General features: G+C 63.2%; 21 protein-coding genes. 13 read left to right on the top strand and 8 right to left on the bottom strand.

Annotated elements, in window-relative coordinates; genetic code table 11:
- Positions 1 to 26 precede the first annotated feature (26 nt).
- Entirely contained in the window at positions 27 to 1,376 is a 1,350-nt protein-coding gene (locus K289_RS0143065) for a carbohydrate porin (protein ID WP_027556948.1), read from the top strand.
- A gap of 84 nt (positions 1,377 to 1,460) precedes the next feature.
- On the opposite strand, the gene cysC is transcribed toward K289_RS0143065, so the two are convergent.
- On the bottom strand, positions 1,461 to 2,744 hold the full coding sequence (gene cysC, locus K289_RS47505; protein ID WP_371260924.1) for an adenylyl-sulfate kinase: 1,284 nt from the start codon (positions 2,742 to 2,744) through the stop codon (positions 1,461 to 1,463).
- A 375-nt stretch (positions 2,745 to 3,119) separates the two neighbouring features.
- Between cysC and K289_RS0143050 the strand changes: the two genes are divergently transcribed.
- The 12 genes from K289_RS0143050 (at position 3,120) to dhaK (ending at position 13,169) form a co-directional block, all read left to right on the top strand.
- On the top strand, positions 3,120 to 4,469 hold the full coding sequence (locus tag K289_RS0143050; protein ID WP_027556947.1) for an ABC transporter substrate-binding protein: 1,350 nt from the start codon (positions 3,120 to 3,122) through the stop codon (positions 4,467 to 4,469).
- Positions 4,470 to 4,570: 101 nt separating this feature from the next.
- Positions 4,571 to 5,530 (top strand): carbohydrate ABC transporter permease, encoded by a 960-nt coding sequence (locus K289_RS0143045; protein ID WP_027556946.1) that lies wholly within the window; start codon positions 4,571 to 4,573, stop codon positions 5,528 to 5,530.
- A complete protein-coding gene (locus K289_RS0143040) occupies positions 5,527 to 6,480 on the top strand; it encodes a carbohydrate ABC transporter permease (protein WP_027556945.1) in 954 nt (317 codons plus the stop codon). The genes K289_RS0143045 and K289_RS0143040 overlap by 4 nt, the downstream gene beginning before the upstream one ends.
- Positions 6,477 to 6,689 carry a hypothetical protein gene (locus tag K289_RS0143035; protein ID WP_035688347.1) on the top strand — a complete coding sequence of 71 codons (213 nt, stop codon included), beginning with the start codon at positions 6,477 to 6,479 and terminating at the stop codon, positions 6,687 to 6,689. The genes K289_RS0143040 and K289_RS0143035 overlap by 4 nt, the downstream gene beginning before the upstream one ends.
- A gap of 6 nt (positions 6,690 to 6,695) precedes the next feature.
- Entirely contained in the window at positions 6,696 to 7,793 is a 1,098-nt protein-coding gene (locus tag K289_RS0143030; protein WP_027556943.1) for an ABC transporter ATP-binding protein, read from the top strand.
- Entirely contained in the window at positions 7,786 to 8,793 is a 1,008-nt protein-coding gene (locus K289_RS0143025; RefSeq protein ID WP_027556942.1) for an ABC transporter ATP-binding protein, read from the top strand. Before K289_RS0143030 ends, K289_RS0143025 begins: the two co-directional genes overlap by 8 nt.
- The gene (gene dhaL, locus K289_RS0143020; RefSeq protein ID WP_027556941.1) at positions 8,790 to 9,404 is read left to right on the top strand and encodes a dihydroxyacetone kinase subunit DhaL; all 615 of its coding nucleotides are present in this window, start codon (positions 8,790 to 8,792) and stop codon (positions 9,402 to 9,404) included. Before K289_RS0143025 ends, dhaL begins: the two co-directional genes overlap by 4 nt.
- Positions 9,401 to 9,802, top strand: coding sequence for a dihydroxyacetone kinase phosphoryl donor subunit DhaM (gene dhaM / locus K289_RS0143015; RefSeq protein ID WP_027556940.1), 402 nt, complete (start codon positions 9,401 to 9,403; stop codon positions 9,800 to 9,802). The genes dhaL and dhaM overlap by 4 nt, the downstream gene beginning before the upstream one ends.
- On the top strand, positions 9,795 to 10,109 hold the full coding sequence (locus K289_RS0143010) for an HPr family phosphocarrier protein (RefSeq protein WP_051311394.1): 315 nt from the start codon (positions 9,795 to 9,797) through the stop codon (positions 10,107 to 10,109). Before dhaM ends, K289_RS0143010 begins: the two co-directional genes overlap by 8 nt.
- Positions 10,110 to 10,113: 4 nt before the next feature.
- Positions 10,114 to 11,712: a phosphoenolpyruvate--protein phosphotransferase gene (ptsP, locus tag K289_RS0143005; protein WP_027556938.1), complete on the top strand. Its 1,599-nt coding sequence runs from the start codon at positions 10,114 to 10,116 to the stop codon at positions 11,710 to 11,712.
- A complete protein-coding gene (locus tag K289_RS0143000; RefSeq protein WP_027556937.1) occupies positions 11,709 to 12,140 on the top strand; it encodes a hypothetical protein in 432 nt (143 codons plus the stop codon). The genes ptsP and K289_RS0143000 overlap by 4 nt, the downstream gene beginning before the upstream one ends.
- A gap of 39 nt (positions 12,141 to 12,179) precedes the next feature.
- Complete coding sequence (gene dhaK / locus K289_RS0142995; protein WP_027556936.1) at positions 12,180 to 13,169, top strand: dihydroxyacetone kinase subunit DhaK; 990 nt, start codon at positions 12,180 to 12,182, stop codon at positions 13,167 to 13,169.
- 74 nt (positions 13,170 to 13,243) lie between these two features.
- Here dhaK and K289_RS0142990 read toward each other — a convergent pair whose 3' ends face one another.
- The 7 genes from K289_RS0142990 to K289_RS0142960 are packed head-to-tail and all read right to left on the bottom strand — an operon-like array spanning position 13,244 to position 19,463.
- Positions 13,244 to 14,218, bottom strand: coding sequence for a tripartite tricarboxylate transporter substrate-binding protein (locus K289_RS0142990; protein WP_027556935.1), 975 nt, complete (start codon positions 14,216 to 14,218; stop codon positions 13,244 to 13,246).
- Positions 14,219 to 14,240: 22 nt separating this feature from the next.
- On the bottom strand, positions 14,241 to 14,957 hold the full coding sequence (locus K289_RS0142985; RefSeq protein WP_051311390.1) for a GntR family transcriptional regulator: 717 nt from the start codon (positions 14,955 to 14,957) through the stop codon (positions 14,241 to 14,243).
- Positions 14,958 to 14,979: 22 nt separating this feature from the next.
- Positions 14,980 to 15,693, bottom strand: a complete 714-nt coding sequence (locus K289_RS0142980) for an SDR family oxidoreductase (RefSeq protein ID WP_245284172.1) — start codon at positions 15,691 to 15,693, stop codon at positions 14,980 to 14,982.
- Positions 15,694 to 15,744: 51 nt separating this feature from the next.
- Complete coding sequence (locus K289_RS0142975; protein WP_027556932.1) at positions 15,745 to 16,515, bottom strand: SDR family oxidoreductase; 771 nt, start codon at positions 16,513 to 16,515, stop codon at positions 15,745 to 15,747.
- 15 nt (positions 16,516 to 16,530) lie between these two features.
- On the bottom strand, positions 16,531 to 16,911 hold the full coding sequence (locus tag K289_RS0142970) for a carboxymuconolactone decarboxylase family protein (RefSeq protein ID WP_008557226.1): 381 nt from the start codon (positions 16,909 to 16,911) through the stop codon (positions 16,531 to 16,533).
- A gap of 31 nt (positions 16,912 to 16,942) precedes the next feature.
- Positions 16,943 to 18,178 (bottom strand): ABC transporter substrate-binding protein, encoded by a 1,236-nt coding sequence (locus K289_RS0142965; protein WP_027556931.1) that lies wholly within the window; start codon positions 18,176 to 18,178, stop codon positions 16,943 to 16,945.
- A gap of 34 nt (positions 18,179 to 18,212) precedes the next feature.
- Positions 18,213 to 19,463 carry an ABC transporter substrate-binding protein gene (locus K289_RS0142960; RefSeq protein WP_027556930.1) on the bottom strand — a complete coding sequence of 417 codons (1,251 nt, stop codon included), beginning with the start codon at positions 19,461 to 19,463 and terminating at the stop codon, positions 18,213 to 18,215.
- Positions 19,464 to 19,483 lie beyond the last annotated feature (20 nt).

Raw genomic sequence — 19,483 nt, 5'->3', positions numbered from 1 at the left:
CCTTAGACGGTGGGAGGACGAGAGAAATGTTGCTCAGGTTTGTGAACACCGCACGCGCATGCTGTGTGGGGATTGCTTTCTCAGCTCTGTGGGGCGGTGGAGCGCATGCGGCCGATGTTTTAACGAAAGCGCCGCCTGTTCCTTATGCTGAGACCGATGATTTCTGGACAAGACCATACCTGTTTGGTGATCTCGGCAGGACCAGGCTGAAGGAGCAGGGCATCGATCTGGGCCTGACGCTGGGTAATGAATCCGTCGGCAACCTGTCGGGCGGAGACAGGAACACCGCGGCAAACGCCGGACAGCTGTGGTTCGGGGCCAAGCTCGATATGGGGAAGCTTGCCGGCATTCCGGGCGGCACGGTCGGCCTCACGCTGGTCCAACGCTACGGCAGCAATCTGAATGCCGAAGCAGGCATTCCGGCCTTGCAGTTGACCAACGAAGTTTTCGGCCGCGGCAATATTTTTCGCCTGACCCAACTCTATTACTCGCAGAAGCTGTTCAATGATCAGCTTGAACTCAAGGGCGGCCGTCTTCCAGTCGGCTCCGACTTCTTCTTCGGTCTGTGCGAGTTCATCAACCTGACCTTCTGCGGCGGCCAGCCCGGCAACATCCAGGGCGGCTACATCTACAACTGGCCGGTGAGCCAATGGGCCGGTGTCGTCCACTACAACTTCGCCAGGGATTTCCAATTGTCGGTCGGCGTCTACGACGCCAATCCGAATTATCTGACGACGGAGACCCCCAGCGTCTACTTCTTGCCGGGCATCCCTGGTTCGACCCCCGCGTCGGGCGTCTTGGTGCCGGTGGAGTTGGTCTGGGCGCCGAGCGGTCCGCTGAACGGGACCTGGAGATTGGGCGGCTGGTATGACAGCGCGTCGACGATCGATGGTGGCCTTCCGGGTATCATTCAGGTCATCCCCGGCGTCGGTGGTGTCCCGACCCAGTTTCTGGGAGATCAACGAGGCCGCTGGGGTGTTTATGAGTCGATCCTGCAGCGCTTGACCGTTGAGGGGCCCGGGGCACTGGGTTGGTATACCTTCCTCAATACGACGGTCGCCGATCACCGGACGTCGTTCCAGGACTACCAGATCGCCTGGGGCGTCAAGCACACCGGAACGTTCTCCTGGCGTCCCCAGGATGAAGTCGGCTTCGCTGTGGGCACGACCCACGTCAATTCGGCTGCCTTTGGCCCGAATGCAGGCGGCAACGAAGTCCCAATCGAAGTCTGGTACGGCTGGCAGGCGACCGGCTGGATGAACCTCAAGTTCGATGCGCAGTACGTCATCAATCCTGGCGGGCGCGGGTTTAATGCCGCCGGCGTGAAGACCGACAATGCCTGGGTCCTTGGCATGCGAACCGAGATCCACTTCTGATGCGGCGCTAGCCGTTCGGGGTCTTGGACGACTCTGACTCGACTGGTTGGGGCATGCCCGGATACGGGCATGCCGACGCTTCGCTCACACGATTCCGAGTGCGGCCAACTTCTTCACGATCTGGTCCGCCAGTTGCTCGGGCTGCTGGCCAATCGTTTGCAGGTGCACTTCGGGGGTGGTCGGTGGTTCGTACGGGGCATCGAAGCCGGTAAAATTCTTGATCTTGCCGGCTTTCGCCTTGGCGTAGAGGCCCTTTGGATCACGCCGCGCACATTCGTCGATAGGTGTGTCGACGAATACCTCGATGAACTCTCCATCGGACACCAGACGACGCACCATGTCCCGCTCAGCGCCGTACGGAGAAATGAACGAGCAGAGAACGATCAGGCCTGCATCCACCAGGAGTTTTGCCGTCTCTCCGGCGCGACGGATATTCTCGACGCGGTCCGCCTCCGTGAAACCAAGGTCCCGGCTGAGGCCATGGCGCAGATTGTCGCCGTCCAGCATCATGGTGTGGTGGCCGCCGGCGTGAAGCCGGCGCTCAACGATGTTGGCAATCGTCGACTTGCCGGCACCCGACAGGCCGGTGAACCATATGATGGCTGGCTTCTGGTGCTTCTGCGCAGCGCGCTCGGACTTTCCTATCAGTGTGGCCTGCCAAGGGACATTGGCGGCACGCCGCAGGCCAAACGCGATCATCCCCGCGCCGAGAGTATGATTGGTCAGGCGGTCGATGACGATAAATGATCCAGTCTTGCGGTTCTGCCCGTACGGGTCGAACGCGACGGGCACGTCCGTCGACAGGTTGCAGAACACGATATCGTTGAGGCCGAGCGTGCGGGCGGCAAGATGCTCGCGCGTGTTGACGTCAATCTTGTACTTGATCCCGGTGATCGTAACGGGGGTCGTCCGGGTACCGATGCGGGCCAAATAGGAGCGGCCCGGCACGAGTTGCTGATCGCTCATCCAGATGACATGCGCGGCAAACTGGTCCGATACTTTGGGAGGAGAACCCGGACTGATCAGCAGATCGCCGCGGGCGATGTCCAACTCGTCTGCGAGCGTGATCGTGATCGCGTCACCGGCCTGGGCGGAGGTCTGCGCGCCTTCGGCGGTCAGGAGCTCCTTCACCTTTGAGAGTTTGCCGGAATTGGCGACGACGATGGGATCGCCGGCATTGATCGTCCCGGATGCCAGCGTCCCGGCGTAACCTCGGAAAGGTACAGACCGCCGCCGCCGATCTATTCGGCGCCACTCGGGCACCGATAGAGGGGCGCGTCGGCGGAATTTGAACACATCGTGCGCGATCAAGCCATTGTTGGCCCTCATTACAGAGGGCCATGGCGGCCCATTGCTGAAGAACTGCATTCGAAGCGAGCCAGCGCCGCGAGAGTTTTCTAGAACCCGGTGTGTATGACGCGCGGCTTCGGTGGCCGCTGGGTCGGCATGACACGGCCTGCTATTGCGCGGCTCTTCGTATCATCCCCAGAGCTAGGACAAAGATCGCGTGCTGGCATCGGGCGCTGTGTCGAAGCAGCAGCCAACTTCCCTGCTTGCAATGTTTAGTAAATCGTGTCTTACTAAACAAATCGAGCCTGCCGGACCTATAGAATCCGGGTGGCGCGAGGAAACGCAAGTTTAGTTATTCAGCTCGTCACGGACTGTGTCGCTCTGCTCGAAGCACTCGAGCGGGTAGGAAAGCCGCGCCATGTCGATGGCCGGCCCACTCGGAGGGAACATGTAATGAAACGGACAATAACGAAGACGCTTGTTGTGGCATGCGGGGCTGTTGCCGCCGCATTCGGCGTCGGAGCGGGGACCACGCCCGCACAGGCGCAGGGCAAAACCATCACACTGTGCTGGGCCGCATGGGACCCGGCGAACGCGCTGGTCGAACTTTCGAAGGACTTCACCGCCAAGTCGGGCATTGGTATGAAGTTCGAATTCGTGCCTTGGACCAATTACGCTGATCGATTCCTGAACGAACTCAATTCGCACGGCTCGTTGTGCGACCTCATCATCGGCGATTCACAATGGATCGGCGGCGCCGCGGAGAACGGCCAGTACGTCAAGCTCAACGATTTCTTCAAGAAGGAAGGAATCAGCATGGACGACTACATGCCGGCAACGGTGGTCGGCTATTCCGAGTGGCCGAAGAACACGCCGAATTATTGGGCGCTGCCGGCGATGGGCGATGCGGTAGGCTGGACCTATCGCAAGGACTGGTTTGCGCGGCCGGACGTGCAGAAGGACTTCAAGGCCAAGTACAACCGTGATCTCGCCGCGCCGAAGACGCTGGATGAGCTCCGCGACATCGCGCAATTCTTCCAGGGCCGCGAGATCGACGGCAAGAAAGTCTACGGCGCCTCGATCTATACCGAGCGTGGCTCGGAAGGCATCACCATGGGCGTCTCGAACTATCTCTACGACTACGGCTTCAAATACGACGATCCGAAGAAGTCCTATGCGATGGACGGGTTCGTGAACTCGCCTGGCGCCGTGAAGGGGCTCGAAGCCTACAAGGAGCTCTACAAGTGCTGCACGCCTCCCGGCGCCTCCAACTCCTACATGTCGGAGGGGCTTGATGCCTTCAAGTCCGGCCAGGTCGCGCTGCAGATGAACTTCTTCGCGTTCTTCCCGGGCCTCCACAAGGACCCGAATGTCGGCGGCGATAAGATCGGCTTCTTCGTCAATCCGGCCGGTCCTGCCGCCCAGGCGACGCAACTCGGCGGACAGGGCATCTCGGTCGTCTCCTACTCCAAGAACCAGGCGGAGGCGCTGCAATACATCAAGTGGTTCTCCGGCAGCGACGTCCAGAAGAAGTGGTGGGCGCTCGGCGGCTATTCCTGCGCCAAGTCCGTGCTGAACGATCCGGGCTTCCCGAACAGCGCGCCCTTTGCGAAGGAGTTCCTACAGTCGATGGGAATGGTAGTCGATTTCTGGGCCGAGCCCTCCTACGCCCAGCTGCTCCAGGCCGAGCAGAAGCGCGTGCATGACTATGTGGTCGCGGACAAAGGCACCGCACAGGAAGCGCTCGACGGTCTGGTGAGGGACTGGAAGGCGATCTTCAAGGAAGAAGGCAAGAAGTTCTGAGGCGAGTCGCCCGGAGCGCGTGTGCTCGCGCTCCGGGTTTCCTTCGAGATGACCGGAACTGTCGGATCGTCGACGCCCCGGTGCCAGGATCGGTCGATGCAATGAATGAATTGAGTGCCTCTTCGCGGATTACCTATCGGGCCGTCATGGTCCGACCAGGCGTGGCGCGTCGTATCCGGGGCCTGTCAGACAGGACGCTCGCCTGGCTCTTCATCACGCCGACGATCGTGCTGCTGCTGGCGATCAATATCTTTCCCTTGCTCTGGACGATCTATCTGTCGTTCACGAACTACCGCGCCAACCGGGCCAATGTGCCGACGATCTGGCTGGGGGCTGACTGGTATCAGTCGATCCTGACCGATCCGGACATCTGGGCGGCGATGCAGGTGACGGCGCATTTCGTGATCTGGACGGTGGTGATCGAGACCGTCGTTGGATTCGGCCTTGCATACCTCATCGACAAGAAGTTCCGCGGCCACGGCCTATGGACCACGATCATCCTGCTGCCGATGATGCTGTCGCCCGCCGTCGTCGGCAATTTCTGGACGTTCCTCTATCAACCCCAGATCGGATTGTTCAACTACGTGGTCGCCTTCTTCACCGGCCGCGATGCCTCGTCATTCCAGATGCTGGGTGACGTCACGCTGAGCCCCTGGGCCATCGTCATCGTCGACGCCTGGATGTGGACGCCCTATGTGATGCTGATTTGTCTCGCAGGCCTGCGTTCGATTCCGGACTATATCTATGAAGCGGCGGAGGTCGACCGTGCATCCAAATGGCGGCAGTTCTGGTCGATCACGCTGCCGATGGCGCTGCCGTTCATCATGCTGGCGGTGCTCTTCCGTGGCATTGAGAACTTCAAGATGTTCGACATGGTCAATCTGCTCACCGGGGGTGGGCCGGGATCGACCACGGAGGTCGCCTCGATCACGCTCAAGCGTGCGGCGTTCGAGAGCTGGCGTACGGGCTATTCCTCGGCCTTCGCGATCATCCTGTTCGTGACGGTCTTCGGCCTTGCCAACATCTATGTGAAGGCGCTGAACAAGGTGAAAAGCCGATGACCTCAGCCACAACAGCCCATTCGGTCGTCGAGCCGTCGGCCACTACGAGGCGTTTTGCCGGCTCGCTGGTCGTGCTCTATGCCATCATCACCATGATCCCGCTGGTGTGGATCATGCTCACCGCGTTCAAGTCGCCCGACGATGCGATTTCCTATCCGCCGAAGGTGATGTTCAAGCCATCGCTCGAAGGCTTCTGCAATCTGTTCACGACACGCTCGCGTCAGACCCCGGAGTTCATCCGCTCACTGGGACCGCCGCAGGGGCTTTGCGATAGCACCGCACGCAGCCGCAACATGGTGGTCGCCGGTCCCTCGAACTATGTGCCGCGCTTCGTCAATTCGCTGATCATCGCGTTCGGCTCCACCGTGCTCGCCGTTGCGCTTGGCACCTTGTCGGCCTACGGCTTCTCGCGGTTCCGCGTGCCTTTGAAGGACGACCTCCTGTTCTTCATTCTATCGACCAGAATGATGCCGCCGATTGCGGTCGCGATTCCGATCTACCTGATGTACCGCACCGTCGGATTGTCGGATACCCGGCTCGGGATGATCCTGCTCTATACGTCGGTCAACGTCTCGCTCGCGGTCTGGCTTCTCAAGGGCTTCATCGACGAAATTCCGCGCGAGTACGAGGAGGCGGCGATGATCGATGGATATACCCGCTTCCAGGCGTTCGTGAAGGTGGTGCTGCCTCAGGCCACCACCGGGATCGCGGCGACGGCGATCTTCTGCCTGATCTTTGCCTGGAACGAATACGCTTTCGCCGTGCTTCTCACCTCGGGCAACGCGCAGACGGCGCCCCCGTTCATTCCGATTATCATCGGCGAGGGCGGGCAGGATTGGCCCGCGGTGGCCGCCGGCACGACGCTGTTTCTGGTGCCGATCGTGGTGTTCACGGTCCTGTTGCGCAAGCATCTGCTGCGCGGCATCACCTTTGGAGCCGTTCGCAAATGAGTCTCGATGCCACTCCATCGATCCCAAGTCGCGGTCTCGCAGACCGCGTCCTGCGCCGCGGTCCGCTCGAAGCCGGGGCAACGATGATCATCGCCGCCGGTGTCGTCATGCTGATGCAGCCGTTCTCCCTGACGCTGTATTCCTGGTCGTTTGCGACGACCCTGTTCGGCACCGTGATGTTCACCATTGTGTCGAAAGTCCGGGAGTAGGGCGCGATGGCACAGATCAAGATTGAGGCGCTCGACAAATCCTTCGGTTCGTTTCATGCGGTCAAGTCAGCCAGCTTCACGGTGGAGCACGGCCAGTTCCTTTGCCTGCTGGGACCTTCCGGCTGTGGCAAGACCACGACGCTCCGCATGATCGCCGGCCTGGAACTGCCGACGGCCGGCACCATTCGGCTCGACGGGGAAGATGTGACGATGAACCGCGCATCGGCGCGCGACATCGCCTTCGTGTTCCAGCTCTTCGCGCTCTATCCGCACATGAATGTCCGGCGCAACATCGGCTTTCCGCTGAAATGCGAGGGCATCGGTGCGGCCGAACGCGACCGGCGGGTCGTCGAGGCCGCGTGCATCCTGCGGATCTCCCACCTCCTCGATCGATCGGTGTCGGGCCTCGCCGGCGGTGATCGGCAGCGCGTCGCGCTGGGACGGGCGATCGTGCGCAAGCCGAAGTGCTTCCTGATGGACGAACCGCTCGGTGCGCTCGATACCGAGATGCGAGAGGCCATGATTCACGAACTGCGGGCTTTGCATGACCGGCTGGGCGCGACGACGGTCTATGTCACGCATGACCAGCTCGAGGCCATGGCGATGGCCGACAGGATCGCGGTGATGAACAATGGTGTTGTCGAGCAGGTCGCGAGCCCGCGCGACATCTATGACCGGCCAGCTTCGCTGTTTGTTGCGGACTTTATCGGTTCTCCGCCCATGAATCTTCTGCCGTTCCGTGGCGGGCTGCAGACTGGTGCACAGGCAATCCGGCTCGGCGAGCGTGACGTCGCAATTCCTGCCGCGCGCGAGGCGATGGCGGAAAGCGAGCTCGTGCTCGGAGTGCGGCCTGAGCATGTGCGCTTTACCGATCGCGGCATGGTCCGCGGTGAGGTCTATGGGACGGAGTATCTGGGCACGACGCAGATCGTGACCGTGACGACGCACTACGGCGCACTCAAGGCCCGCTCACCCAGCAGCAGATCCTTTCGGACTGGCGAGACTGTCGGGCTCGACTTCCGGCCTGATACGCTGTCGATCTTCGACAAGGCGTCGGGCCGGGCTATACGCACCGCACTGCATGAGGGAGGCGCGCGTGGCTGAGGTGGAGATCAACGCTGTTTCCAAGGCATTCGGCAAGACGCAGGCCGTGAGCGATCTGTCGTTGACCGTCGGGGATGGCGAGTTCGTCGCATTGCTCGGGCCGACGGGTGCCGGCAAGACCACGGCACTGCGTTTGATCGCCGGATTGGATCGGCCGGATAGCGGTTCGATCCGCATCGACGGGCGCGACGTGACCAGCGAAGCGCCGGCGGACCGCGATGTCGCCTTTGTCTTCCAGCAATATTCGCTGTATCCGCACCTGACCGTGTTTGAGAACATGGCCTTCGCGTTGCGCGCGCCGACCCGCCGCGTGCCCGAAGCCGACATCCGCGCGAAGGTGCAGGAGGTGGCGCGTCTGCTTCATATCGAGACCAAGCTGGACAACAAGGCGACGCAGCTGTCGGGTGGGCAGATGCAGCGCGTCGCGATCGGCCGGGCTCTGGTCCGTTCGCCCTCGATCTATCTGATGGACGAACCGCTGTCCTCGCTGGATGCCAAGCTGCGCAGCGAACTCCGCCTCGAGCTCAAGCGGATCCAGGTCGATCTCGGCGCGACGATACTCTATGTCACCCACGACCAGACCGAAGCGATGACCATGGCGTCGCGCATCGGCGTGATCGAAGGCGGACGACTGATGCAGATCGGATCGCCGCGCGAGATTTACGAGAACCCGATCAACGCGCATGTCGCGGCGCGGCTAGGCCAGCCGACGATCAATTTGCTGCCGGCGGCCTTGTTCGCCGGCGCGCCAGCCGGTGCCGAGACGGTCGGCGCGCGGACCGAGCACCTCACGATTGCGCGCGGCGGTGGCAACGTCTCGGCAACCGTCAAACGGGTCGAACACCTCGGCGACCAGAGCCATCTTCATCTCGACCTCGCCGGCAGGCCGGTTGTGACCCTGGCGGATCCCGATGCGGGCTTTGGCGCCGGGGATGTGGTGTCGCTCCGTCTGAACAAACCGCTGTTTTTCGATGCGAAGGGCTGGAGGGTAGCGGCATGAGCCTCGATCGGGTAGCCAGGGAAAGACTGGTGCGAGCACTGGCAAGGTCAGTGATCGAACACGCGGACGAGTTGACGAGCCTCGACCAGGCGATTGGCGATGGGGATCATGGACTGAACATGAAGCGCGGTTTCGAGGCTGTGCTCGCGGCATTGCCGGGCCTTGCCGACAAGTTGCTTCCGGAGATGCTCAAAGCGATTGGAATGACCCTGGTCATGAAGGTCGGCGGCGCGTCTGGGCCGCTGGTTGGGACTTTCTTCATGGAACTGGGCAAGGCGCTCCCGGAGCAGCCGAGCCGGGCCGATCTCGTCGCGGCGACGGAGAAGGCGATCGACGCCGTCAAGGCGCGCGGTCGTTCCGAAGCGGGGCAGAAGACGCTGCTGGATGTCCTGGTGCCGGTCCACGCCGTTCTGGCGGGAGGCGGCGATGCCAAGGCGATCGCGACTGAAGCGGCGCAAGCGGCCGATCGCACCACGCCCATGCAGGCGATCCGCGGCCGCGCGTCCTTTCTTGGCGAACGTTCGATCGGTCATATGGACCCCGGCTCGCGCTCGGTGTCCCTTCTGATCGGTGCAGCAGTTGAGACACTGGAGTTCGAGGTCAATACATGAGCAGCTTACGTCCCGGCAATGTCGGAATTGTCATCGTGTCGCATTCACCAAAGATAGCGGAAGGTGCGGCCGATATGGTGCGCCAGATGGTCGGAGATGCAGTGCCGTTGGCCTGGACCGGTGGCGATGTCGATGGCGGGCTCGGTACGAACGTTGCGGGAATCCTCGCGGCGATCGAGACGGCCTGGTCACCGGCAGGCGTCGCGATCCTTGTCGATCTCGGGGGTGCCGAGACCAATTCGGAGATGGCGGTGGAGATGCTTCCCGAAGACCGGCGCGCGCGCGTCCTGGTCTGCAATGCCCCGGTGGTCGAGGGGGCTGTGATTGCTGCGACCGAGTCTTCGGGCGGCTCGTCGCTTGCCGCCGTCAAGCGCAGCGCGGAGGAATTCTATGCATGATACCAACGCCCACCGGGCGACTCAGACCTTTGCGCCACTGACCGCCTCCGCTGTCCTCGTCAATCCGGTCGGCCTGCACGCTCGGCCATCGGTGAAGCTCACGCAATGCGCGAAAGGCTTTACCGCAAAGATCGAAATCGCGCTTGCGGCGGACGGACCCTGGACGGACGCCAAGAGCCCCGTGAAGGTGATGCGTGTGAAGGCGCCGCAGGGCGCAACGCTGCATTTCCGCATCAGCGGTCCTGATGGCGAGGCGGCGCTCACGGCCATGCTGGCGCTGGTGCATGACGGTTTCGGCGAGGCGTGAGATCGTGGGCGAGATCCAACTCACCGGCCATCCTGCCTCGCCAGGCCTCGCCATCGGCCCGGTCGCCGTGTTGACGAGTGTCGTGGCGAGCCGAGCGGCGAAGGGCGATCCGGTTCAGGAGGCCGCAGCACTGAAGGCGGCGATCGAGGGGGCAGCAGTGGAACTCGCCGAACTGATCGCGACGGTTCATAGCGAAGCCGCGGAAATTCTGGAGTTTCAAGTCGCGATGCTGGGCGACGATGCGCTTGCGGAGGGGGCGTACGAAGCTGTTGCGGCCGGCACGGCCGCCGACGATGCCTGGCGCGCGGCACTCGACGCGGAGATTGCCGGCTATCGCGCTGCGGATGAGGAATATTTTCGGGCTCGCGCCGCGGATCTGGTCGACATTCGCGACCGCGTGCTCGCCGGCCTGAACGGCGCGGATGCGATCGCGAAAATCTCCGGCGATTCCGTCGTCATGGGTGATGACATTTCGCCCTCGGCGTTCCTGGCCGTCGACTGGACCCGCGGCGGCGCCATCGCGCTGGCCGCGGGATCGCCTTCGTCGCATGTTGCGATGCTCGCGCGGGCACGCGGCGCTCCTATGGTGGTCGGATTGGGTCCACTGCCATCGAACGGACAGCCGCCGTCATTGGCGCTGGTCGACGGTGACGCCGGCACCGTGATCTTTGATCCCAACCCTGAAACACGCCGCCTGTTCGAGCACCGCGTGGCGGCTGCGAACGCCGCACGAATCGCTGCCGATGCCGGCCGCCTCAAACCGGCGGTGACGGCCGATGGCCGACGCATCGCTGTCCTTCTCAATGTCGCTGCGCCCGAAGACCTCGCGGGTCTCGATCCCGCAATCTGCGACGGCATCGGCCTCGTGCGGACGGAGTTTCTGTTCGAAGGGTCAAGAGGGCTGCCGGGCGAGGATGCGCAGTATGCCGTCTACCGGCGCATTCTCGACTGGGCCGCGGGGCGGCCGGTGACGATCCGCACCCTTGATGCGGGCGGCGACAAGCCGATCTCCGGCTTGACGATCGATGGCGAGCGCAATCCATTCTTGGGCTTGCGCGGGATTCGTCTCTCGCTGGCGCGGCCGGAGGTGTTTCGCGTGCAGTTGCGGGCGCTGTGCCGTGCGGCCGTCCATGGGACGCTGAAGGTGATGCTGCCGATGATCGCGGTTCCCGCGGAACTCGATCGTGCCAGCGCCATGCTGGATGCGGAGTTTGCGGCGCTCAAGGCAGAGGGCATCGCCTGCGCCCGGCCGCCGCTCGGCATCATGGTCGAGGTCCCCGCGGCAGCGCTCTGCGCGGAGGATTTTGGCGCGGCGTTCTATTCCATCGGGTCGAACGACCTGACCCAATACACGATGGCTGCGGCGCGCGACATCGGCGCTGTCGCCGACCTCAACGATGCCGGACATCCGGCGGTGCTGGCGCTGATCACACGGACCGTCGAGGCCGGGCGCAGGCGCGGCGTCGAGGTCTCGCTCTGCGGCGATGCCGCAGCCGATATGCGCTTGACGAATGCACTGCTGGCGACGGGCCTGACGACCCTTTCGGTTTCGCCGATTGCGGTGGCCCGGCTCAAAGCGGCCATCGCCGGGGTGACTGCATGAGCGACGATGCAGGCGAAGACACAAGCCGGCCGGGCGACAGCAATGTCGCGGAATACAAGCTCATCCTGCGGCGGGCCCTCGACAACCGGCCATCCGGGACGCGGCTGAAGCTCGCGGCCGCGCTCGGCAAGAACCGCTCCTTTGTCAGCCAGATCACCAATCCGGCCTATCTGGTGCCGATCCCGGCGAAGCATGTCGCGATCATCTTCGAAGTTTGCCATCTCTCCGGAGCCGAGCGCGCGGCTTTTCTCGAAGCCTATGGACGCGCACACCCCGGACGGCTGCGCGCACCTCACCGAGAGGCGCGCACGCGCACAGTTATCGTGACGGTGCCCGATCTCGGTGACGACAAGAAGAATCGTGCACTCGAGCAGCTCATCATCGACTTTGCCGCTCAGCTCGCGCGCTACACCGAAAGCATCGGCTGACGAATTCGGACTGCAAAAACGGATAACCGGGAGAACGCCATGAAAAAGCTGATCAACAGCGCCGATACGGTGCTCGAAGAGAGTCTCGACGGGTTGGCGGCTGCGCATGCCGATATCCTGCTTCTCGGCGCCGAGCGGAAGTTCGTACGCCGCCGCACCCTGAAGCCGGGCAAGGTCGCGCTCATCTCGGGCGGAGGCTCGGGACATGAACCGCTCCATGCGGGCTTCGTCGGCGTAGGCATGCTCGATGCCGCATGTCCGGGCCAGGTCTTCACGTCACCGACGCCGGATCAGATGGTCGAGGCGGCGGAGGCGGTCGACACCGGGGCAGGCGTGCTCTTCATCGTCAAGAATTACGAAGGCGATGTGATGAATTTCACCATGGCCGCCGAGATGGCCGGGCGCGAAGTCGCAAGCGTGGTGACCAATGATGACGTCGCGGTCGAGAAATCGACCTACACGACCGGCCGTCGCGGTGTCGCGGGGACGCTAATCGTGGAAAAGATGGTCGGCGCCGCGGCCGAGAAGGGCATGCCGCTCGCCGCGCTCAAGGTGCTCGGCGATGATGTCAATCGGCGCACCCGCTCGATGGGCGTGGCGCTGCTGCCGTGCACCGTTCCGGCGGCGGGTCGGCCGAACTTCACTCTGGCTGACAACGAAATGGAAATGGGGGTCGGCATTCATGGCGAGCCGGGGCGCCGCAGGGTGCCGTTGGCATCTGCCGATGCGATTGCTGCCGAGATGCTCAATGCGATCCTGGGTGATCTCACGCCGGGCAGGGGTAGCGAAGTCCTCCTTCTGGTCAACGGCTTCGGCGCAACGCCCCTGATCGAGCTCTATCTGATGGTCAACAGCGCCAAGAGGATTCTGGAGGGGGCAGGGATCACGGCGACACGTTTCCTGACCGGTTCTCATGTGACGTCCCTCGACATGGCCGGTGCCTCGATCACCGTCTCCGTGCTCGACAACCAGGCAAAGGAATTGTGGGACGCCCCGGTGCATACCGCCGCGTTGCGCTGGGGTGTCTGATGGATTGGGGCGAGAGATCAAGACCAAATTATTCAAAGCAGGTTGCGGACCAATCGCCTCCTTGACGCTGACGTCTATTGCGGTGCGATTCCGGCCGCTTTGATAATCCGTCCCCATTTCCCAATCTCAGACTTCAAGAAAGCTTCGAGGGCATCCGGCGTTGCGCGTTCGGGCTCGACCGGAGTCATGCTGAGCTCGCCAAAGCGGCTGATCAGCGCGGGATCCTTCAATGCGGTCTGCAACGCGCCCACAAGATGGTCGACCACAGGCTTCGGCGTGCCCCGCGGCGCGTAGAGGCCGTACCAAGTCGTGACATTGAAGTCAGGAACGCCGGCTTCGGCCGAGGTCGGCACGTCAGGCAGTGTTGCGACACGTTGCTTGCTGGTGATCGCGTAGCCTTTGATCGTGTTCGACTGGATATAGGGCGTCGGTCCGGTTGCGGGATCGCAATAGACGTCGATGTGGCCGGCGATGACGTCGTTCAGCGCCGGTCCGCCGCCCTTGTAGTAGATCGGCGTGAGTTTCGTATCAGTGGTGCTCATGAACATCAGGCCGCAGAGCTGCGAAGCCGAGCCGAGACCGACGTTGCCGAAGGTCATCTTGTCGCCCTCACTGCGGATGCGCGTGATCATCTCGCTCAAATCCTTGGCCGGGAAGTTCGGCCGCGCCACCAGGATCATGGGCACGTCGGTGACGAGCCCGATCATGGCGAAGTCGCCGACGGGATCGAACGGCAACTTCGCATAGAGCGCGGGCGCAGTGGCCTGGCCGACATGCATCAGCAGCAGCGTGTAGCCATCGGGGGGCGCCTTGGCGACGCGGTTAGTGCCGAGCGTGCCGCCGGCGCCGACGACGTTCTCGATGACGATGGACTGCTTCAGCGTCGCACTCATCGCATTGCCGAGGATACGAGCGATGACGTCGCCGGGACCGCCGGCGGAGAAGGGCACAATCATCGTGACCGGGCGATTGGGGTAGTCGTCCGCGATCGCGGTGCCGCAGGAATATAGCAGGAAAAGCAGGATCAGCGATCGTACGAGATACGTCATCGAACACTCCCTGGCGGCATTTTTAGTCGTCGGAAGGCGCCGCCTCCTTGGCCGCCGACGATTTTTCAATCATGTCGAGCGCGGCCACGGCAGCCGCGTTGATGTGGTCGACGCAGCAGCGTTCGGCGAGGTCCGCATCGCCGCTCTGGATCGCACGCCAGATCGCTGTGACCTCGCGCAGGCTCTTGTTGATCCGCTTCGGCTGCGACATCGACGTGATCCGCAACAGCTGGATCCGGTCGTGGAGCGGCTTGAGCATGCGCTCGATGAACGCATTGCGGCAGCCGCCGATTAGCGCGGCGTAGAAGTCGGTCTTGGCTTCGAGGCATCCGACGAGATCTTGCTTGGCCGCGGCCGCCTTCAGCCGTGTCAAGGCTTTCCCGATCCGGCGTGCGACCTCCGGGTCGTGAAGCCTAGCGCATTCGCGGCCGGCGAATCCTTCGAGAACCGCGCGCGCTGCGTAGAGTTGCCGGGCCTCCTCGAGGCTGATCGTAGAGACCACTGGACCGCGATGGGGGACCGTATTGACCAGCCCATCGGCCTCGAGGACACGCAGCGCCTCACGGATCGAGGGGCGGCTGACGCCCATCATCTCGCAGAGCTCGCGCTCGACCAGGCGTTGGCCCGGCTTGAGTGTTCCGGACATGATTGCTTCGCGCAGCTTTTGCGCGACCATCGCCCGGACGGTCGGGACGTCCTCGATGCGGAGTGTCGACTGCAATTCGCTACGTCTTTCCATGTCCGGGCTCTGGGTGGGTGATTCAGTACCGGTTTACAGGCAGAATCATCATTTCGGCAATTTGAACGTGGGCGGGCTGGTCGAGGGCGAAGACGATGGAACGGGCAATATCGGCCGGTTCGAGCGCCATCCTGAATTGGTCGAAATAGTCCTTTTCCCTCTGCTTATCGCCGCGGTAGCGAGTCAGGATGATGTTGGTCCTGGTCAGACCGGGTTGAAGTTCGGTCACCCGGATTGCCGTTTCCGCCAACTCGCCCCGGAGGGTCTCGGTGAACATGTGCACCCCAGCCTTGCTGGTGCTGTAGGCGGCCATGTCCGGCACGATCCGGACCGCGTTGATCGAGCTGATGTTGACCACATGGCCGGCGTTGCGCCGAATCATCTCGGGGAGGATCGCGCGCGTCACCCGCATCAAGCCGATCAGATTGGTCTGGATGATATTGGACCAGTCGTCGGCGGAGCCGGCGTCAAAGCGCGTTCGCCCGCCGATATCGTGCCCGGCGTTGTTGACGAGCACGTCGACCGGCTTGAAATGCGCAGGAATAGCGTCCGGCAGGCGATCCACGGCCTGCGCATCGCTGACGTCGAGCTGGATCGGAAACACCGCGATGCCGGCCGTCGCCGCGAGTTCCTGGAGTGCCTTGGCGTCGCGGTCGACCAGCACGACGCGGCGCCCGCTTTCCAGCAGAGCCTTGGTGATGGCGCGTCCCATTCCGCCGGCGGCGCCCGTCAGCACGACGGTCTGGCCCGATTGTTCAGTCATCGCAATGCTCCCATTCGAGTGTTCTCAAGCGACCGACCAGCCGCCGTCGATCGGCAGGCTGGCTCCGGTGATATCGTTCGCGGCCGGGCCGCAGAGAAAGACGACCATGGCTGCGACGGCGTCCATGGCGATGAAGCGCTGTGTGGGCTGACGCTCGCCGAGATATTGGCCGGTCACGTGCTCGACGGAGCGTCGGCTGTCCGCCGCCATCGTAGCGATCTTGTTCAGGATGGCGGGCGTCGGCAGCGTGCCGGGGCAGAGCGTGTTGCAAGTGATGCCGCTGCGAGCCGTCTCGATGGCGACGGCGCGTGTCACGCCCAGGATCGCGGTCTTGGTGGTGACGTAGTCGATCCGGTCCTCGACGGCGCGCGTCGAATAGATCGAGCCCATATTGATGATCCGGCCCCAGCCGCGCTGCCTCATGGCCGGCAGCGCCAGGCGGATGAGGTGGAACGGCGCCGAAAGGTTGACGGCCAGCGCCTGCTCCCAGCGACCGGGCGGAAACTGTTCGATCGCCGAGAAATGCCTGACAACGGCGTTGTTGACGAGGATGTCGATGGCGCCGCAGCGGTCGAGCAAGTCCGCCATCATGGCCTCGATCGCCCCGCGCTGGGTGAGATCGACGCCTGCCGCGATGACGTTTACACCGAAGCGGGCGCGAAGGTCGTCCGCGGCCTGCTTCGGCGCGATGAGATCGTGAAGGACAATATTGGCGCCCGCGCCGGCCAGGCCTCCCGCCACGGCAAGGCCAAGGCCCGCCGTCGCGCCGGTCACGAGTGCCCATTTGCCCTTCATCGCAGACGCGTCTCCTTATTTCTTGTCGAGTTCGGCGAAGACTTCCTTCGCGTTCCGGAATGCGTCGACGCCGGCGGGTACGCCGCAATAGATCGCGACCTGCATGAATACCTCGCGGATTTCCTCGCGCGTTGCGCCGTTGGCGAGCGCGCCGCGAACATGGGTCTTCAGCTCGTGCGGGCGATTGAGCGCACAGAGCATTGCGAGGTTAAGGAAGCTGCGGGTCTTGCGCGTCAGGCCTTCGCGGCCCCAGACGTAACCCCAGCAATACTCCGTCGTGAGGTCCTGCATCGGACGATTGAAGTCGTCCGCGGATGCGATCGCCTTGTCCACGAATTCGTTGCCGAGCACGCTCTTGCGGATTTCGAGACCGCGGTCGTAAGTCGCCTTGTCCATGTTGTTCTCCGTTTTCTTGTTCCAGGCGTCGTCAGTTTTTCGGCCAGAACGGCTGCGCCAGCGCGAGCTCAGGCGGGAACACCGTCACCGGCACGCCGGCCTGCCACTGCACGATGGTCATGCCGGCGCCGACGCGGCGGCCCTTCTCGTCGAACTTGATCTCGCCCAGCGGATAGTATTTCGACGGACCGGCATCCATCGTGCGCAGCGCCTCGCCGACGGCGACACGGTCGGCCTTGCCGGCCTTCTCCAGCGCGTCCTTGATCACCCACATGTCGCCATAGGTGGAGATCGCGTTCTGCGTCATCCAAGGCTCCTTGTAGCGGGTCTTCAATTCGGCGATCAGTGCCTCGTGGCCTTTGGCGCCCCAGCTGGCAACGCAGGTCAGCACGCCCTGAAGCAGTTCCGGGCTCACGGTCTGCAGCATGTCCGGCTCGGCGATCGCGATGCCGAACGAGATCGTCGGCACCTTGCCCTGGCCGAGGCCGAATTCGTTCATCTTCTCAAGCAGCAGTTTTGCGTCCGAGATCACCGTCGGCAGGAAGAACAATAGATCGGGTTTTGCCGCGCGGACCTTCTGCACGAGCGACGTCGCATCCGCCAGCGGCGGGGTGAAAGTCTCGTCGACGATCAACTGCAACTGGTTCTCCGCCAGCAGGCCTTCGCGCATCGCCTTTGCGGAGGCGATCGAGGCCCCAGTGTTGTCGGTGAGGATCGCTACCGTCTTCGGCCGCTTGCCAGAGGCCGTCTCCGCCAGCTTGATGATCTGGGGCAATGCTTGCCGCGCCTGCGAGCCTGCGGTGGCCGCGGTCTGGAACACGTATTTGAAACCACGGTCCGTGATCAGGTCGGAATAGGAGAGGGTGAGGACGGGTAAATTGGCGCGCTCGGTGACCTCGGTCACGGCGAGCGTAAACGAGGACAGGTATGCGCCACTGGCCGCGACCAGATCGGTCTCCTGTGCCACCATGCGCTGTGCCGCGTTCTTGGCTTTCTCCGTGGTGTCGCCGGAATCGAGCACGACGAGTTTCAGCTTGGCACCGCCGAGCGCCTTGATGCCGCCTTGCGCGTTGATGTGATCGACCGCCATCTCGGCGCCCTCGCGCATCACCGTGCCCGGGCGAGCGTAGAGCCCGGAGATCGGTACCAGCAGGCCGACTTTGACTTCGGCAGGTTGCTGCGCCCAGGCGTGGGATGCGATCAGCGTACCGGACGCACCGGCCAGCAGCGCTCGCCGCGAGATCGTGATCTTGGTCTTTCCGGTCATGACAATTCTCCTCCCCTGAAAAATCGCGCGATGCTTAGGATTTCTTCGGCCAGAACGGCTGAGCCTGCGCGAGCTCGGGCGGATAAACGGTGACTGGCACGCCCGATTGCCACTGCACGATGACGACGCCGGCACCGACGCGGCGGCCCTTCTCGTCGAATTTGAGCTGACCGCCCGGATAATATTTCGAATCTCCGGCATCCAGCGTCCGCAAGGCCTGCGCGACCGCATTGCGGTCGGCCTTGCCGGCCTTCTCCAGCGCTTCCTTCATCACCCACATGTCGCCATAGGTCGAGATGACGTTCTGGGTCGCCCAGGGCTCCTTGTACCTGGCCTTGAGCTCGGCGATCAGGGCTTCGTGACCCTTCGCACCCCAACTGGCGACGATGGTCATGATGCCCTGTACGATCTCGGGGCTCACGCTCTGCAGCATGTCGGGCTCGGCGATGGTGATGCTGAAGGACACGGTCGGGATCTTGCCCTGGCCGAGGCCGAACTCGCTGATTTTCTCCAGGCCGAGCTTGGCGTCGGACACCGCATTCGGCATGAACAGTAGGAGGTCGGGTTTTGCCGAGCGAACCTTCTGGATCAGCGGCGTCGCATCCGACAGCGGCGGGGTCCAGACTTCCTCGACGACAAGCTGGAGACCTTCCTGCACGAACAGCTTTTCCTTGAGCGCCTTGGCTGTGGCGACCGACGTTGCGGTATTGTCCATCAGCATCGCCACGGTCTTCGGCTTCTTGCCGGATGCATTCTCGGCGAGCTTCATCAGCGTCGGCAGGCCGAGCTCGGATTGACGACTCGCGGTCGCGGCGGTCTGGAAGATGTATTTGAAGCCGCGGTCGGTCAGCAGGTCCGAATATGACAGCGTCAGCACCGGCAGTTCCGCGCGCTCGGTCACCTCGGTGACGGCGAGGGTGAAGGAGGAGAGATAGGCACCGGTAGCGGCGACGAGATCGGGCTCCTGCGCAACCATGCGCTGCGCCGCGTTCTTGGCCTTCTCGGTGGTGTCGCCGCAATCGATCACGACGAGCTTCAGCTTGGCGCCGCCGAGCGCCTTGATGCCGCCCTGCGCGTTGATGTGGTCGATGCCCATCTCGGCGCCCATCTTCATGACCTGGCCGGGGCGAGTGTAGATGCCCGACAGCGGCACGATCAGCCCGACCTTGACCTCGGCCGGTGTCTGCGCGCGTGCCACGCCGGCGAGGCCGACGGCGGCGGCGCCGGACAGCACGGTCCGGCGCGTCAATCCGTTCGCTTGCTCGCCCTTTGATGTCCTGTTCATTTGTTTTCTCCCTTGTCTTT

The sequence above is a fragment of the Bradyrhizobium sp. Cp5.3 genome (genome assembly GCF_000426265.1).
GTDB lineage: Bacteria > Pseudomonadota > Alphaproteobacteria > Rhizobiales > Xanthobacteraceae > Bradyrhizobium > Bradyrhizobium neotropicale.
Note: the sequence above shows the minus strand (reverse complement) of the source record. Positions and strands in the feature narration are given on the sequence as shown.

Coding starts and splice junctions, on each gene's coding strand:
- K289_RS0143065 (WP_027556948.1), top strand. CDS start 27: ATGTTGCTCAGGTTTGTGAACACCGCACGCGCATGCTGTGTGGGGATT.
- cysC (WP_371260924.1), bottom strand. CDS start 2,744: ATGCAGTTCTTCAGCAATGGGCCGCCATGGCCCTCTGTAATGAGGGCC.
- K289_RS0143050 (WP_027556947.1), top strand. CDS start 3,120: ATGAAACGGACAATAACGAAGACGCTTGTTGTGGCATGCGGGGCTGTT.
- K289_RS0143045 (WP_027556946.1), top strand. CDS start 4,571: ATGAATGAATTGAGTGCCTCTTCGCGGATTACCTATCGGGCCGTCATG.
- K289_RS0143040 (WP_027556945.1), top strand. CDS start 5,527: ATGACCTCAGCCACAACAGCCCATTCGGTCGTCGAGCCGTCGGCCACT.
- K289_RS0143035 (WP_035688347.1), top strand. CDS start 6,477: ATGAGTCTCGATGCCACTCCATCGATCCCAAGTCGCGGTCTCGCAGAC.
- K289_RS0143030 (WP_027556943.1), top strand. CDS start 6,696: ATGGCACAGATCAAGATTGAGGCGCTCGACAAATCCTTCGGTTCGTTT.
- dhaL (WP_027556941.1), top strand. CDS start 8,790: ATGAGCCTCGATCGGGTAGCCAGGGAAAGACTGGTGCGAGCACTGGCA.
- dhaM (WP_027556940.1), top strand. CDS start 9,401: ATGAGCAGCTTACGTCCCGGCAATGTCGGAATTGTCATCGTGTCGCAT.
- K289_RS0143010 (WP_051311394.1), top strand. CDS start 9,795: ATGCATGATACCAACGCCCACCGGGCGACTCAGACCTTTGCGCCACTG.
- K289_RS0143000 (WP_027556937.1), top strand. CDS start 11,709: ATGAGCGACGATGCAGGCGAAGACACAAGCCGGCCGGGCGACAGCAAT.
- dhaK (WP_027556936.1), top strand. CDS start 12,180: ATGAAAAAGCTGATCAACAGCGCCGATACGGTGCTCGAAGAGAGTCTC.
- K289_RS0142990 (WP_027556935.1), bottom strand. CDS start 14,218: ATGACGTATCTCGTACGATCGCTGATCCTGCTTTTCCTGCTATATTCC.
- K289_RS0142985 (WP_051311390.1), bottom strand. CDS start 14,957: ATGGAAAGACGTAGCGAATTGCAGTCGACACTCCGCATCGAGGACGTC.
- K289_RS0142975 (WP_027556932.1), bottom strand. CDS start 16,515: ATGAAGGGCAAATGGGCACTCGTGACCGGCGCGACGGCGGGCCTTGGC.
- K289_RS0142970 (WP_008557226.1), bottom strand. CDS start 16,911: ATGGACAAGGCGACTTACGACCGCGGTCTCGAAATCCGCAAGAGCGTG.
- K289_RS0142965 (WP_027556931.1), bottom strand. CDS start 18,178: ATGACCGGAAAGACCAAGATCACGATCTCGCGGCGAGCGCTGCTGGCC.
- K289_RS0142960 (WP_027556930.1), bottom strand. CDS start 19,463: ATGAACAGGACATCAAAGGGCGAGCAAGCGAACGGATTGACGCGCCGG.